The organism is Sulfitobacter sp. EhC04, assembly GCF_001650875.1.
Classification (GTDB): domain Bacteria; phylum Pseudomonadota; class Alphaproteobacteria; order Rhodobacterales; family Rhodobacteraceae; genus Sulfitobacter.
Genome location: NZ_LXYI01000089.1, coordinates 246,339 through 260,759 on the forward strand (window position 1 = coordinate 246,339; position 14,421 = coordinate 260,759).

Sequence of the window (14,421 nt, forward strand, 5' to 3'; positions counted from 1 at the left end):
TCCTGCACCACCATACCCTATATATTGGGGGTGGTTGAAAAGGTGGATAGAAATGGCGCGCCCTCATAACAAGCTGACCAATGCCGAACTCAGGGCCAAGCCGCCGGGCAAGTATGCCGATGGCGCTGGGCTTTGGTTTCACAAGCGGCAGGACGGCGGTGCGCAATGGTTCTATCGCTACACCCTCTTTTCCAGACGGCATGAAATGGGCCTTGGGGCGTATCCCGCCGTATCGCTCAAGACCGCGAGGCTGGAGGCAGACAAATGGCGGGCGGTGGTTCGGAGCGGTAAGGATGCCATCAAGGAACGGGAACGGCTGGAGCGGGCAGCGGAGCGCAACATGCACATTCTTCGCGATGTGGCTTTGGATGCCTTCGAAAGCCGCAAGGCGGAGTTGAAAGGCGATGGCAAGGCGGGGCGGTGGTTCAGCCCTCTTGAAATTCACGTTCTGCCCAAGCTGGGCAAGATGCCTGTTTCGCAGATCGACCAGCGGGACATTCGCGACACGCTGGCCCCCATCTGGCACTCAAAAGCCGATACCGCGCGCAAGGCCATGAACCGGCTTTCCATCTGCATGCGTCACGCGGCGGCGCTGGGTCTAGACGTGGATCTGCAAGCAACCGAAAAGGCCAAGGCACTCTTGGGAAAGCAGCGGCACAAGGCGCAGAATATCCCCGCGATGCCATGGCAAGACGTGCCCGCTTTCTATCAATCGCTAGACGGCGGCAGCATCACCGAACTGGCGTTGCGCCTGCTTATCCTGACTGCCGTTCGTAGCGCGCCTTTGCGGCACCTGCACCTTGACCAGATTGACGGGGATATCTGGACAATCCCGGCAGAGGCCATGAAAGGCCGCAAGGACGCCACCAGCAACTATCGGGTGCCCTTGTCCAGTGAGGCGCAGGAAGTCATTGCACAGGCCAAGCCTTTCGCCCGCGATGGCTTTCTTTTTCCGGGGGTGCGGAAAGGTGTTATTAGCGACATGACCATGGCGAAGCTTATGGAACGCCGGGGGCTTGTTGAGCGCCCGCATGGTTTCCGCTCCAGTTTCCGCGATTGGGTGGCAGAAACCACCAACACGCCGCATGACGTGGCCGAAACGGCGCTGGGCCATGTGACGGGCGGATCGGTTGAGCGCAGCTATCGCCGCACGGATTTTCTGGAACGGCGGAGGGCACTGATGGAGCATTGGGGTCAAGCTTTGACACGGACTGATACGGGGGTTTTCAAGTTTGGATGACAACGCGCCCCTATTCGATCCGCATTCTGGTGAGACCGCCTATCAGCAAGCGTGGACCTATATGACCGAGCTCGCCTTGGAGCTCGAAAAGCGCGCTGGCATACCCTTGGAGGAATGGAGCAAGCTATCCATGGTTGATGTGGGCCTTAGGCTCACAAGCGGCATCGAAATCGTCAATCCGAATCCACAGCAGATATACTATCGTGTAACTGATCGGGCCGCGCTCCTACTAGTCCAGCAAGCAACATACAGTGTTGATGCGTTTGAAGCTGCTCGAAAGGTGGTTGCAGCAAACGTTTGGAACTCCGCGCCTCTACCAATAAAGCTTCGGGCGTTTGCGGTCGGCATGCTGAATGGAACGGTCCCCAGACCAAAACAGCAAGGTGGCGGAAACACGAACCTCTTTGTTCGCTGGCAAATATACTCCGGTTGCAAAACGGCTCATGAGATGTTCGGGCTACCTCTTGTCAGAAAGGACCATGAGCCAGAAGAAAGCGCTGCCGACTTGATGGCAAACCTTGCCAGTGAGTTTGATCACCCATTCAAATTCAACACCGTGCGAGATTGGCTAAAGCACAAGAATTATACGGTGTTCCGAAAGCGGTGTGATGCTGCAACCGACTACATGCGGGACAAGTACTTGTTTGACCTCGGCGTAAAGAGGCAGCGTCCCTAGAGGGCTTTTATCGAACCCCTCTTTCGTTGCCGATGGTACTTATCGGTTATGTCTGGTGCACCGAAAAAGGAGCACCACGATGCCTGAGAAAAGTGAAGCGCTTGTTTATCTTTCGTCTGGCCAACTGCAGGCCAAGCTCGGCGGCAGAGGAAGGACCAGTCTCTACAGGGATATTGAACAGGGCCGATTGCCCAAACCCATCAAATTCGGGGGACGCCTGTATTGGGTGGAAGCCGATATCGACGCCGCAATCGCGGCAAATGCGGAGTAAGACCCGCTCAACCCTTCTGCAAAGGTGCAGGCGGATCGAGCGAGAATATATCTTCCACGATACTCCCCCGACATACGCCCAGCGCCTTTGTGGATCAAGCCATGGAGAACTGTATGGCTGACTGCAAACAATGGGGCCGTGCCCTGTTTACTGTTAAAAGCGAAGGCTCCCCGCCGTCTAGTGTCGCCGTTTCAGGCCGCGACCGTTGGGCGCTTGAGTGCCTGATTGCTGCCGGTGAGAGAGGTTGCACACCTATCGACACGCCCGGACCTCGCTGGAGCGGCTATGTTCATAACCTGCGCAATCTGGGAGTGCCCATCAGAACGGTCACAGAGGCGCACGAGGGGCCGTTTGCAGGTACGCATGCCCGCTACGTCCTGTGCGCGCCTGTTGAGCGCGTAGAGGGGGCAACGGCATGATGGATCGCCTCAGAAACCCGCCACGCCCCAACGCAATGTTGGAGCGGCGTATACGCCACCAATTCGGAGTGCCCGACAGCCTTGCGCGCTTCATTGCGGAACAGTTGGTCGCGAGGGGGCGCGAATGAGCAGCAAACCCTACAGGAAGGGTAAAAGGGGCGCTGGGCGGCATGTCCAGCTCCCCGAGTACCTTCAAGCATCGGAAGCCTGGGCCACCCTCAAACCGGGGCCGCGCGCGCTCTACATCGAGTTGAAACGGCGCTACATGGGAAGCAACAACGGGCGGATCATTCTCAGCCATCGGCAGGCCGCAGAGGCGCTGAACGTCCATCGCAACACGGTTGGCGCATGGTTTGCCGAGCTGGAGGAGCGCGGTTTCATCTTTGCGACCCAACGGGCTTACCTCGGACCATCCGGAATAGGGCAGGCGGCGCTTTGGGCCTTGCAGGAAATGCCTGCCATCGGAGAGGCATCGCCGCGCATGGGTTTCAGAACGTGGCGACCGAAAATGCAGAAGCCCCGCACAAAAAGCCTGCATCGGCGTCACAGTGAGTGTGACACCCCCGGCGAAACGACAGAAAGCGCCGCAGGGAACGTCACAAAACTTGTGCCGCGCGGCTGATTTTCCCTTTGTTTCCGATGCACAGAAAGCAGGACACATATATATCTAGCCATGCGGTAACGCCTAGGCGGTCACGTTTAGATGCTCCGCCCAAACGCAGGCTATTCACACATCAGCGTGGGCTGTCTGAAGCCAGTAATCGTGTAGCTTCCTTGCGGATTGGGTTTGCCAAATAACGTGTAAAGGCATTCCGAGTATGATGTTCCACCGCCGTAGGTCGTCGCGGTTACGTAGTTTCCAAAGCCGGTAAAATTCGTGGTGGTCGGAGCCGTGTAAGAACTCGTGCGGCTCCATTGGAAAGCCGTCCGTCCGTCGGGTAACTTTACCACGTTAGCCGGTGGGCCATAGTCCAAAACTGCGTCGGTAACATCCTTTCCGACATACCCACTCATGATTTCAGAAGCGCAACCTGACAGCATCAAAGCTGCGGTAAGATAAAGAGCATGCTTCATCGATTTCCTTTCTTGGCGCAAATTACGTCGCCGCTCGTTCCATCCGGCACCACCAGAAACCACCTGCACTTTTGTTTCAAGGCAATTTGGGCAAGTTGACGCTGTTTGTGGCCCATTTTGTCCGTTAAACTACCAATTAATTTCGATAAAATCCGGAGGCTGAAATGGGTGGATCAGGTAGCGGGCGGCGCTGGCATTGGGACGCGGTGGCCACGACAGACAGCATGTACTCACTCGACGTTCGGCGGTTGTCACGGAAGGGCTTGCTAGCTCCGGGCAATCGTTTTGGCTGGCATTGGTCGCGGGGCGGTGAGCGTATCGGAGAAATTCAGATCGAGGCGCAGGCCGGTTCAATCATCCTTAAGTATCGGTCGCGCAGTGGGGGCGGAGATTGGGAAAGCATGAACTACCCTGTTCGCCTTATTTCTCAGCCCTGCAACCTTGGAGGGGAGCGCCAATGGTTCGCCTGCCCAGCGCGCGGGTGCGGTAGGCGGGTGGCGCTACTCTACGGCGGGCGCATCTTTGCATGCAGGCATTGCTACAGGCTGGCCTACCCTTCTCAGCGAGAACAGAGTTTTCAGAGGTATCAGCGTCGGGCAAATGCCATCAAGACCCGGTTAGGCTGGGATTCTCTGCCGTGGGGGGATTGGGGGCCAAAGCCGAAGGGGATGCACCAAAGCACCTTTGACCGCCTAACAGCCGAGATTGAGCATTTTGAAGCTGCATCCGATGTGGCGTTCGTCGGATATTTCCAGACTCGCTTTGACTTACTAGGTGACTAGCGCCATCGAAGCCACAAAGGTGGTTGTCGGGGTGGATTGGGAAGGGGGTAAATTGGAAAACCCCTTTAAGATTAGTATCTTACTTGGGGTAAATGGTGCCCAGGAGAGGACTCGAACCTCCACACCGTTGCCAGTACTAGCACCTGAAGCTAGCGCGTCTACCATTCCGCCACCTGGGCAGGTCACGTGAGCGCTGCATCTAAGGGGGCATCGGGCGGGTGTCAATTGCAATCTGGCGTGAAATTGAACTTTGCAAGTTTCCGCCGTGGGTCGCTGGCGATTGCGCCTTGTCCGGGGATGGGGGTATCGTTAAACCGGCTACGTGAATTTGATCGCGCGAGGTGCTTTATCATGTCCAAGCTGGTTACGATCTACGGCGGTTCCGGTTTTGTCGGCCGATATATCGCGCGCCGCATGGCAAAGGCAGGCTGGCGGGTCCGGGTTGCCGTGCGCAATCCCAACGAGGCGATTTTCGTGCGTCCCTACGGTGTCGTCGGACAGGTGGAGCCGATCCTGTGCAACATTCGTGATGACGCATCCGTGCGTGCAGCCATGCAGGGTGCCGAGGCAGTTGTGAACTGCGTCGGGATCCTTGTCGAAACCGGCCGCAACAGGTTCGATCCGGTGCAGGCGGAAGGTGCCGCGCGGGTGGCCCGGCTGGCCGCCGAGGAAGGCGTGGCGCGGATGGTGCAGATTTCCGCCATTGGGGCGGATGCCGATGCGCTCAGCGATTATGCCGCCAGCAAGGGCGAGGGTGAAATGGCTGTGCAAAAGTACATGCCTGACGCGGTTATCCTGCGACCTTCGATTGTCTTCGGGCCTGAGGACGATTTCTTTAACCGTTTTGCCGGCATGGCCCGGAACAGCCCCGTATTGCCCGTGGTCGGACAGGGGACGCTGTTTCAGCCGGTCTATGTCGACGACGTCGCTCAGGCCGCCGTTCTGGGCGTGATTGGCAAGGCTGAGGGTGGTATCTATGAACTGGGCGGACCCGAGGTCGATACCTTCAGGGGGTTGATGGTGCGAATGCTGGACGTGATCCACCGCCGTCGGCTGATCCTGAACATGCCGAACTGGATTGCGCGGATCATGGCCTGGGGTTTCGATCTGCTGCAATCCATCACGCTGGGATTGTTCACCAACCGGATGATCACCCGCGATCAGGTCAAGAACCTTGCCAATGACAATGTCGTATCAGAGGGTGCAAAAACCTTTGCCGATCTGGGGATCAAGCCGGTCTCCATGGCGTCTGTCTTGCCTGACTACTTGTGGCGCTTCCGGCCCTCGGGCCAGTATGATGCGATCAAGGATTCCGCCCGCAATCTGCGCAACAGCTGATGGATACCACAATCGTCGCGGCCTTTCTGGGTCTGCTGGAAGGGCTGACGGAGTTCATTCCCGTTTCTTCCACAGGCCACCTGTTGCTAGCAGGGCATTTTCTGGGGTTTGAAAGCGCCGGCAAGACCTTTGAGGTGGTGATACAGCTTGGGGCGGTTCTGGCGATTCTGACGCTTTATGCGGGGCGGCTGTGGGCGGTGTTTTCTGCCGCACCCAATGATCCGGCGGCCCGGCGCTTCATCCTGTCGGTGCTGGTGGCCTTCCTGCCTGCGGTCGTGATTGGTGTGATTGCCCATGATTTCATCAAGACGGTGCTTTTCGAGACACCTATGCTGATCGCGGTCATGCTGGTTCTGGGGGGCATCGTCTTGCTGTTTGTGGACCGGATTGCGCCAGCGCCCCGGCACGAGGATGCCATGTCATTTCCCCTGCCGATGGCGTTGAAAATCGGATTTATTCAGTGTCTTGCCATGATCCCCGGCACATCGCGGTCAGGTGCCACGATCGTGGGCGCGCTGATGTTGGGGGCCAGCAAGCGGGCAGCGGCGGAATTTTCGTTCTTCTTGTCGATGCCGACAATGGCGGGGGCCTTTGCCTATGACCTTTACAAGAACCGGGACGTGTTGGATGCTTCGGTCGTGGGCGAGATCGCTGTTGGTTTTGTGATGGCCTTTATCGCGGCTGTGCTCGTGGTGCGGTGGCTGTTGGATTACGTCAGCAAGCATGGCTATGCGCTGTTCGGCTGGTGGCGAATCGTTGTCGGGCTGGCTGCGATTGCTGCATTATCGGCGGGTTATTGACGGTTAGGGCCGGATCGGATCTATTTTGCGGAAATATCTGCCGAAAAATGGCGTACAGAGCTCATAAACTGATATATAGGTCAGCATATCTGACTTTATTTCCAATTTGTGCTAGGATAGAGGGAAGGTCTCGCAGTAATTCTGAAAGGGCATGATCATGGCTGAGCAGCCGATGCTGAAATTCGTGAATATCGAACGGGACATGCCCGAGAAACGTCCGCCCAATCTGCGCCGGACGGATTTCAACGAGATTTACGCAGAGTACGCAGATGCCAAGGCCAAGGAGCAATCAAGCCGCTGCAGCCAATGCGGTGTGCCCTACTGCCAGTCCCATTGTCCGCTGTACAACAATATTCCGGACTGGTTGCGCCTGACCGCCGAGGGGCGTTTGCAGGAGGCCTATGAGGTCAGCCAGGCGACCAACACCTTTCCCGAGATTTGCGGCCGCATCTGCCCGCAGGATCGCCTGTGCGAGGGGAATTGCGTGATCGAACAATCCGGCCACGGCACCGTTACCATCGGGTCGGTCGAGAAATACATCACTGACACCGCCTGGGAAAAAGGCTGGGTTCAGCCCATCAAACCGGGCAGCGAGCGCCCCGAGAGCGTTGGCATCATCGGGGCTGGCCCCGGCGGGCTGGCGGCGGCGGATGTGCTGCGCCGGGCCGGTGTGCAGGTGACGATCTATGACCGCTATGACCGCGCGGGCGGGCTGCTGACCTATGGCATCCCCGGCTTCAAGCTGGAGAAGGACGTGGTGATGCGCCGCAACGATCAACTTGCGCAGGGCGGCGTGACCTTTGAACTGAATTGCGATGTCGGCGTGGACATTTCCTTTGCCGATATCCGGGCCAGGCATGATGCTGTCATCATCGCCACCGGTGTCTACAAGACACGGGAGATTCAGGCACCCGGCGTCGGCGTGCCGGGGCTGGAGAGGGCGATTGATTTCCTGACCGCCAGCAACCGCAAGAGCTTTGGCGACGCGGTCGAGGAATTCGACAGCGGGCGGCTGAATGCCTCAGGCAAGAAGGTCGTCGTGATCGGCGGCGGCGACACCGCGATGGATTGCGTGCGCACCTCGATCCGGCAGGGGGCGACTTCGGTCAAATGTCTGTATCGCCGGGACCGGGCCAACATGCCGGGCAGTCAACGCGAAGTGGCCAATGCCGAGGAGGAGGGGGTCGTGTTTGAATGGCTCTCGGCACCCAAGGGGTTTGTGGGCGATCCGGTGACCGGCGTGATGGTGCAAAAGATGCGCCTGGGCCAGCCTGATGCAACGGGCCGCCAGGCCCCCGAACTGATCGAGGGTTCCGACTACGTCGAAGAGGCCGATCTGGTGATCATGGCGCTGGGGTTCGAGCCCGAAGACCTGCCGACCCTTTGGGGCGAGGCCGATCTGCCGGTGAACCGCTGGGGTACGATCAAAGCCGATTATGTGTCCGGGCAAACCGCGCTCGACGGGGTCTATGCGGTGGGTGACATCGTGCGGGGCGCGAGCCTTGTTGTCTGGGCGATCAAGGACGGGCGCGACTGTGCCGAGGCGATCCTGAAACGGCTGGGTCAGGGCGCGGCTGCCGTCGCTGCGGAGTAGGAAAGCGGCAGGCACAACCTGTGCACAGAGTGTGCACAGGCGGTACACCGCTACGGTGACATCGGAAAAACGACAGGTCAATAAATCTGACCTGAAAGGGATCAGGGAGAAGGACAATGCCAAGCGACATGGTCAGCGGTCAGTGCTTGTGTGGTGCGGTTCGCATCACCGTGGCCGATCCTGTCGGTTGGGTCGGTGTGTGCCATTGTACGATGTGCCAGCGCTGGAGCGGCGCGATGTTCGCCTGTTTCCCGGCCTCGGCCGAGACGGTCACGGTCAGCGGTCCGGTCAAGCTGCACGAATCGTCGGCGCTGGCGGACCGGGCGTTCTGTGCGACTTGCGGGTCGCATCTGTGGATGCGCGACCGGGTCGAAGGATCAGACTATGACCTGATGCCGGGGCTGTTCGAGGCCGCAGCGGACTGGCCGTTGAAAAGCGAAATCTATTGCGATCAGGCACCGGCAGCATTTGCATTGAGCGGCGACCACAAGAAAGCCACGGCAGCGCAATACCGTGAAGAATACCCTCAAGCTCAGGAGGTATCTGACTATGCCCAGGATTGAAGGCCAATGTCTTTGCGGTGCAATCTCGGTGACGGCAGAGACAGACAACGCGATTCTGCGGGCCTGTCATTGCGACATGTGCCGAAGGCATACATCCGGCGCGTTCTTTTCCATCGAAACGGTTCCCGGCAGCATTGAGGTGTCGGGCGATGCGACGATCTATCGGTCGTCGGAATGGGCGCAGCGCGGGTTCTGCGGCACCTGCGGTTCGACCCTGTGGTACGAGACCCTCCAAGACGGGCGTCGCAATCTGGCGGCGGGTCTGTTTGCCGATGGCGGCAACGCGCCGCTGAAGATGGAGTTCTTTGCCGATATGTGTCCGCAGGGCTACCGGCTGGAGGGCGATCACAAGCGTCTGAGCACCAAGGAAACCATCGCGATGTTTGGCGGAGGAGATACATGATGCGTGCCCTTGCCCTGATCCTGCTGGCTGGCCCGGCTGCTGCGGGTACATTCACCCCGCCGCAGGGGTGCAGCGCGCATCTGACTGTGCAGACCCGCAGTTGCGTGGTGGAGCATCTGTGGACCTGTACCGCCGACGCGCCCGGTTTGCAGTGGCGTGGCGAGATCGACCAGCGCGGTCTGGTTTATGTCGGCCAGATCGACGCAGAGGCACAGTGGGTGCAGTCGTTCTTTCTTACCAGCGGAGAGCGCGAAAGCCTGATCACCCCGGCGGCGGACCCGGCCAGCCTCAGCGCCCTGTTGGGAAATGGTCTGGATACCTATGACTTCAGCCTCGACACGGCGGAGGGCACGCACCGTGTGGTCGGGTTCGACCGCATTGCGGAGCGCGACGTCGTGATTGACGGCGAGCGGCTGCACCGCACGGAATATTCCATCCGCAAGACAGACGCGGATGGCGCGATGATCTACGAGGCGGAAGGGTCCGAATTTGTGTCGGAAACACATGGCCGGTTCTTCTCCGGGACCGGTGACGTGACCCGCCCTGATACGACGTTTTCCTATGACAGCCGGCCTGTCGATTTTATCTATCCCGGTCAGAGCGGTTTTCTGTCCGATACCCCCCTATATGGCTGTGACGCGCTGGCGGCCGGCTTTGTGAGCGAATGAAAGGATCCGATACCATGATCTATGATGAAAAATGGGCCGAGGACATGGCCGCCAAGCGGGCGTATCTGGCCGAGAACGGTCTTTACAGTGAATCCGAGGAACATTCGTCCTGTGGTGTGGGTCTGGTTGTCAACATCGACGGGTCCAAGTCGCGTGCGGTGGTGGAAAACGGGATCAAGGCGCTCAAGGCGATCTGGCACCGGGGTGCTGTGGATGCGGATGGGATGACGGGCGATGGCGCGGGCATTCATGTGCAGATCCCGGTGCCGTTCTTTTATGATCAGGTGCAACGCACCGGCCATACTCCGCGCGAGAACGAGTTGATCGCGGTGGGGCAGGTGTTCCTGCCGCGCACGAATTTTGGCGCGCAAGAAACCTGCCGGACCATCGTAGAGGCCGAAGTGCTGCGGATGGGCCACTATATCTATGGCTGGCGGCATGTGCCGGTGGATATTTCCGTTCTGGGTGAAAAAGCCAATGCAACCCGCCCGGAGATCGAACAGATCCTGATTTCCAACGCCAAGGGCGTGGACGAGGAAACCTTTGAACGGGAGCTTTATGTGATCCGCCGCCGGGTGGAGAAGGCCGTGATTGCGGCGCAGGTGCCGAACTTCTACATCGCGTCCATGTCCTGCCGCAGCATCATCTACAAGGGGATGATGCTGGCCGAGCAGGTGGCGGAATTCTATCCCGACCTGAAGGACGAAAGGTTCATTTCCGCCTTTGCGATCTATCATCAGCGCTATTCGACCAACACTTTCCCGCAGTGGTGGCTGGCTCAGCCCTTCCGCATGCTGGCCCATAACGGCGAGATCAACACGCTGAAGGGCAACATGAACTGGATGAAGAGCCACGAGATCAGGATGGCCTCTGCCGCCTTTGGCGAAATGGCGGATGAGATCAAGCCGATCGTTGCGGCAGGGTCCAGTGACAGTGCGGCGCTGGACTCGGTGTTCGAGGTGCTGGTGCGGGCCGGGCGCTCTGCGCCGATGGCCAAGACCATGCTGGTGCCGGAAAGCTGGTCGAAACAGGCGGTGGAACTGCCACAGGCCTGGCGCGACATGTATTCCTATTGCAACTCGGTGATGGAGCCCTGGGATGGCCCCGCGGCGCTGGCGATGACCGATGGCCGCTGGGTCTGTGCGGGGCTGGACCGGAACGGTCTGCGCCCGATGCGATATGTGGTGACAGGCGACGGCATGCTGATTGCGGGGTCCGAGGCCGGGATGATCCCGCTGGACGAGGCCAATGTGGTGCGCAAGGGCGCGCTGGGGCCGGGGCAGCTGATTTCCGTCGATATGAAAAAGGGCAAGCTTTATGGCGATGCCCAGATCAAGAACAAGCTGGCGGCGGCACTGCCCTTTGGCGATTGGGTCGGCAAGATCGTGGAACTGGACGAGCCGCTTGCGCAGGTGACAGAGCAGCCGGTGTTTTCGGGGAATGAACTGCGCCGTCGGCAGGTCGCTGCGGGCTATTCCATCGAGGATCTTGAGCAAATCCTGGCACCCATGGCCGAAGACGGCAAAGAGGCCCTGGCCTCGATGGGCGACGACACGCCTGCTGCCGTGCTGTCGAACCAGTACCGGCCCCTGAGCCATTTCTTCCGTCAGAACTTCAGTCAGGTAACCAACCCGCCGATTGACAGCTTGCGCGAATACCGGGTGATGAGCCTGAAAACGCGGTTCGGGAACCTCAAGAACGTGCTGGACGAGGACAGCAGCCAGACAGAGATTCTAGTGCTGGACAGCCCCTTTGTGGGCAACGCGCAGTTCGATGAACTGTTCAGCCATTTCAATGCCGATGTGGTGAGCATCGACTGTTCGTTCGCACCGGGCGAGGGCAACCTGAGTGCCGGGTTGAAACGTATCCGGGCAGAGGCGGAAGACGCGGTGCGTTCCGGCGCGGGGCATCTGGTCTTGACCGATCACCTGAGCGGCAAGGACAGGGTTGCGATGCCCATGATCCTGGCCACCTCGGCGGTACACAGCCATCTGACCCGGCAAGGGTTGCGGACCTTTACATCGCTGAACGTGCGGTCGGCGGAATGTGTTGACCCGCATTACTTTGCCGTTCTGATCGGTTGCGGCGCAACAGTCGTCAACGCCTATCTGGCTGAGGATTCACTGGCCGACCGGATCGAGCGCGGCTTGCTGGACATCTCGCTGACCACCGCAATCGCGCGCTATCGCAATGCGATTGATCAGGGGCTGCTCAAGATCATGGCGAAGATGGGGATCAGCGTGGTGTCGTCCTATCGCGGCGGTCTGAACTTTGAGGCGGTGGGGCTGTCCCGCGCCATGTGTGCGGAATATTTCCCCGGCATGACCAGCCGGATCAGCGGGATCGGGGTGACCGGTATCCAGCGCAAGTCCGAAGAGGTCCACGCGCGGGGCTGGCAGGGCGATGGCAGCGTGTTGCCGATTGGCGGCTTTTACAAGGCGCGCAAGTCTGGCGAGACTCACGCGTGGGAAGCCTCCTCCATGCATATGCTGCAAATGGCCTGCAACAAGGCATCCTATCAGATGTGGCAGCAGTATTCGGCCAAGATGAAGTCGAACCCGCCGATCCATTTGCGCGATCTGCTCGACATCAAGCCTCTGGGTGCGCCGATTGGGCTGGAAGAGGTGGAAAGCATCACTTCGATTCGCAAGCGGTTCGTGACGCCGGGCATGTCGCTGGGCGCGCTCAGCCCGGAGGCGCACAAGACGCTGAACGTGGCGATGAACCGGATCGGGGCGAAGTCGGATTCGGGCGAGGGTGGCGAAGACCCGGCGCATTTTGTGCCGGAAGCCAATGGCGACAACCCCAGTGCCAAGATCAAACAGGTGGCGTCTGGGCGTTTTGGGGTCACGGCGGAATACCTGAACCAGTGCGAAGAACTTGAGATCAAAGTGGCACAGGGCGCCAAGCCCGGCGAGGGCGGCCAGCTTCCGGGTATGAAGGTCACCGACCTGATCGCGCGGCTGCGGCATTCAACCAAGGGGGTGACGCTGATTTCGCCACCGCCGCACCACGACATCTATTCGATCGAGGATCTGGCGCAGCTGATCTACGACCTCAAGCAGATCAACCCGCGCTGCAAGGTGACGGTGAAACTGGTTGCGTCTTCGGGCGTGGGCACGATTGCCGCAGGGGTGGCCAAGGCCAAGGCCGACATCATCCTGATCTCGGGCCACAATGGCGGCACCGGGGCATCGCCCGCGACCAGTATCAAATATGCGGGCCTGCCATGGGAAATGGGCCTGACCGAGGCGCATCAGGTGCTGTCGATGAACAACCTGCGCGACCGCGTGACCTTGCGGACCGATGGCGGGCTGCGCACCGGGCGTGATATCGTCATGGCGGCGATGATGGGGGCCGAGGAATATGGCATCGGCACCGCCGCGCTGATTGCGATGGGATGCATCATGGTCCGCCAGTGCCAGTCCAACACTTGCCCCGTGGGCGTGTGTACGCAGGACGAGGCGTTGCGCGGCAGGTTCACCGGAAACGCGGACAAGGTCGTAAACCTGATCACCTTCTACGCGCAGGAAGTGCGCGAGATCCTCGCGGGTCTCGGGGCGCGCAGCCTGGACGAGGTGATCGGGCGTGCCGATCTGCTGGCGCAGGTCAGCCGTGGCTCTGCGCATCTGGACGATCTGGACCTTAACCCGCTGCTGATCGCGGTCGATGGTGCACAACACAATGTCTATGACCGGGACAAGCCCCGGCAGACGGTGCTGGATACATTGGACGCCCAGATCGTGCGCGATGCGGCGCGGTTCCTTGAGGATGGCGAGAAGATGCAATTGTCCTACGCGGTGCAGAACACGCACAGGACCGTCGGCACCCGCGTTTCCAGCCACATCATCAAGAAGTTCGGCATGCGCAACAAGCTGCAGGCCGATCACCTGACGGTGAAACTGACCGGATCGGCGGGGCAGTCGCTGGGCGCGTTCGCGGCAAAGGGTCTGAAGCTGGAAGTATCGGGCGATGCCAACGATTATGTCGGCAAGGGCCTGTCGGGCGGCACGATTGTGGTCCGGCCCAATATGGCCAGCCCGATCGTGGCCGCCGAGAATACGATCATCGGCAATACCGTGCTTTACGGGGCCACGTCGGGCTACCTGTTCGCAGCGGGTCGCGCCGGTGAACGCTTTGCCGTGCGTAACTCTGGCGCGAAAGTGGTGATCGAGGGCTGCGGCAGCAACGGTTGCGAGTACATGACCGGCGGTGTCGCCGTGATCCTGGGTGAGATCGGCGCGAATTTCGGGGCCGGGATGACCGGGGGCATGGCCTATCTTTATGACCCTGAAAATACCGCCAAGGCGCTGATGAACAATGAGACAATTGTGACCTGCCCGGTCACGGTGGACCACTGGCTGGGCGAGCTGGAAGAGATGCTGGAGCGTCACCTGGAGGAAACCCAAAGCCGCAAGGCAGAGGACATCCTGCAGCATTGGGACACGGAAAAGCACAACTTTGTCCAGGTCTGCCCCAAAGAGATGCTGGCGCATCTGCCCGCGCCGCTGAACCTGGACAAGGCGGCAGTTCCCGCCGAATGAGTCTGTGAAATGTCGCGCGCCCCGCTTTGAATTGGGGCGCGCGGCCCCT

13 protein-coding genes and 1 tRNA gene are annotated in these 14,421 nt (G+C 59.8%); 12 read left to right on the forward strand and 2 right to left on the reverse strand.

Annotation, left to right across the window (positions count from 1 at the left end):
• Positions 1 to 52: 52 nt before the first annotated feature.
• The 5 genes from A8B82_RS22790 to A8B82_RS22805 all read left to right on the forward strand — a co-directional run bounded on the left by A8B82_RS22790 (position 53) and on the right by A8B82_RS22805 (position 3,228).
• Entirely contained in the window at positions 53 to 1,240 is a 1,188-nt protein-coding gene (locus tag A8B82_RS22790) for a tyrosine-type recombinase/integrase (protein WP_067297857.1), read from the forward strand.
• 61 nt (positions 1,241 to 1,301) lie between these two features.
• Positions 1,302 to 1,916, forward strand: a complete 615-nt coding sequence (locus tag A8B82_RS22795) for a hypothetical protein (protein WP_138069854.1) — start codon at positions 1,302 to 1,304, stop codon at positions 1,914 to 1,916.
• A 79-nt stretch (positions 1,917 to 1,995) separates the two neighbouring features.
• Positions 1,996 to 2,187 (forward strand): helix-turn-helix transcriptional regulator, encoded by a 192-nt coding sequence (locus tag A8B82_RS22800; protein WP_067297862.1) that lies wholly within the window; start codon positions 1,996 to 1,998, stop codon positions 2,185 to 2,187.
• A gap of 113 nt (positions 2,188 to 2,300) precedes the next feature.
• Complete coding sequence (locus A8B82_RS24860; protein ID WP_082899439.1) at positions 2,301 to 2,606, forward strand: winged helix domain-containing protein; 306 nt, start codon at positions 2,301 to 2,303, stop codon at positions 2,604 to 2,606.
• A 124-nt stretch (positions 2,607 to 2,730) separates the two neighbouring features.
• Positions 2,731 to 3,228 (forward strand): hypothetical protein, encoded by a 498-nt coding sequence (locus A8B82_RS22805; RefSeq protein WP_201120892.1) that lies wholly within the window; start codon positions 2,731 to 2,733, stop codon positions 3,226 to 3,228.
• 101 nt (positions 3,229 to 3,329) lie between these two features.
• Here A8B82_RS22805 and A8B82_RS23785 read toward each other — a convergent pair whose 3' ends face one another.
• Together A8B82_RS23785 and A8B82_RS22815 are read right to left on the reverse strand one after the other, a co-directional pair.
• Positions 3,330 to 3,680 (reverse strand): hypothetical protein, encoded by a 351-nt coding sequence (locus tag A8B82_RS23785; protein ID WP_235604779.1) that lies wholly within the window; start codon positions 3,678 to 3,680, stop codon positions 3,330 to 3,332.
• Between the two features lie 875 nt (positions 3,681 to 4,555).
• Positions 4,556 to 4,641 (reverse strand) — tRNA-Leu (locus A8B82_RS22815).
• 172 nt (positions 4,642 to 4,813) lie between these two features.
• On the opposite strand from A8B82_RS22815, the gene A8B82_RS22820 reads away from it, so the two are divergent.
• The 7 genes from A8B82_RS22820 (at position 4,814) to gltB (ending at position 14,372) form a co-directional block, all read left to right on the forward strand.
• The gene (locus A8B82_RS22820) at positions 4,814 to 5,800 is read left to right on the forward strand and encodes a complex I NDUFA9 subunit family protein (RefSeq protein ID WP_067297868.1); all 987 of its coding nucleotides are present in this window, start codon (positions 4,814 to 4,816) and stop codon (positions 5,798 to 5,800) included.
• Positions 5,800 to 6,600, forward strand: coding sequence for an undecaprenyl-diphosphate phosphatase (locus A8B82_RS22825; protein ID WP_067297870.1), 801 nt, complete (start codon positions 5,800 to 5,802; stop codon positions 6,598 to 6,600). The genes A8B82_RS22820 and A8B82_RS22825 overlap by 1 nt, the downstream gene beginning before the upstream one ends.
• A 157-nt stretch (positions 6,601 to 6,757) precedes the next feature.
• A complete protein-coding gene (locus A8B82_RS22830; protein ID WP_067298428.1) occupies positions 6,758 to 8,194 on the forward strand; it encodes an NAD(P)-dependent oxidoreductase in 1,437 nt (478 codons plus the stop codon).
• A 116-nt stretch (positions 8,195 to 8,310) separates the two neighbouring features.
• Entirely contained in the window at positions 8,311 to 8,757 is a 447-nt protein-coding gene (locus tag A8B82_RS22835; RefSeq protein WP_067297873.1) for a GFA family protein, read from the forward strand.
• Positions 8,744 to 9,160: a GFA family protein gene (locus A8B82_RS22840; protein WP_067297876.1), complete on the forward strand. Its 417-nt coding sequence runs from the start codon at positions 8,744 to 8,746 to the stop codon at positions 9,158 to 9,160. The genes A8B82_RS22835 and A8B82_RS22840 overlap by 14 nt, the downstream gene beginning before the upstream one ends.
• On the forward strand, positions 9,160 to 9,828 hold the full coding sequence (locus A8B82_RS22845; RefSeq protein WP_138069855.1) for a hypothetical protein: 669 nt from the start codon (positions 9,160 to 9,162) through the stop codon (positions 9,826 to 9,828). The genes A8B82_RS22840 and A8B82_RS22845 overlap by 1 nt, the downstream gene beginning before the upstream one ends.
• Before the next feature lie 14 nt (positions 9,829 to 9,842).
• A complete protein-coding gene (gltB, locus tag A8B82_RS22850; RefSeq protein WP_067297881.1) occupies positions 9,843 to 14,372 on the forward strand; it encodes a glutamate synthase large subunit in 4,530 nt (1,509 codons plus the stop codon).
• The last annotated feature ends 49 nt before the right edge of the window (positions 14,373 to 14,421 follow it).

What these genes read in the sequence shown, in the direction of transcription:
- A8B82_RS22835 (WP_067297873.1), top strand. Translation starts at nt 8,311, where the DNA reads ATGCCAAGCGACATGGTCAGCGGTCAGTGCTTGTGTGGTGCGGTTCGC.
- A8B82_RS22830 (WP_067298428.1), top strand. Translation starts at nt 6,758, where the DNA reads ATGGCTGAGCAGCCGATGCTGAAATTCGTGAATATCGAACGGGACATG.
- A8B82_RS22805 (WP_201120892.1), top strand. Translation starts at nt 2,731, where the DNA reads ATGAGCAGCAAACCCTACAGGAAGGGTAAAAGGGGCGCTGGGCGGCAT.
- A8B82_RS23785 (WP_235604779.1), bottom strand. Translation starts at nt 3,680, where the DNA reads ATGAAGCATGCTCTTTATCTTACCGCAGCTTTGATGCTGTCAGGTTGC.
- A8B82_RS22840 (WP_067297876.1), top strand. Translation starts at nt 8,744, where the DNA reads ATGCCCAGGATTGAAGGCCAATGTCTTTGCGGTGCAATCTCGGTGACG.
- A8B82_RS22825 (WP_067297870.1), top strand. Translation starts at nt 5,800, where the DNA reads ATGGATACCACAATCGTCGCGGCCTTTCTGGGTCTGCTGGAAGGGCTG.
- A8B82_RS22800 (WP_067297862.1), top strand. Translation starts at nt 1,996, where the DNA reads ATGCCTGAGAAAAGTGAAGCGCTTGTTTATCTTTCGTCTGGCCAACTG.
- A8B82_RS22795 (WP_138069854.1), top strand. Translation starts at nt 1,302, where the DNA reads ATGACCGAGCTCGCCTTGGAGCTCGAAAAGCGCGCTGGCATACCCTTG.
- A8B82_RS24860 (WP_082899439.1), top strand. Translation starts at nt 2,301, where the DNA reads ATGGCTGACTGCAAACAATGGGGCCGTGCCCTGTTTACTGTTAAAAGC.
- A8B82_RS22790 (WP_067297857.1), top strand. Translation starts at nt 53, where the DNA reads ATGGCGCGCCCTCATAACAAGCTGACCAATGCCGAACTCAGGGCCAAG.
- gltB (WP_067297881.1), top strand. Translation starts at nt 9,843, where the DNA reads ATGATCTATGATGAAAAATGGGCCGAGGACATGGCCGCCAAGCGGGCG.
- A8B82_RS22820 (WP_067297868.1), top strand. Translation starts at nt 4,814, where the DNA reads ATGTCCAAGCTGGTTACGATCTACGGCGGTTCCGGTTTTGTCGGCCGA.
- A8B82_RS22845 (WP_138069855.1), top strand. Translation starts at nt 9,160, where the DNA reads ATGCGTGCCCTTGCCCTGATCCTGCTGGCTGGCCCGGCTGCTGCGGGT.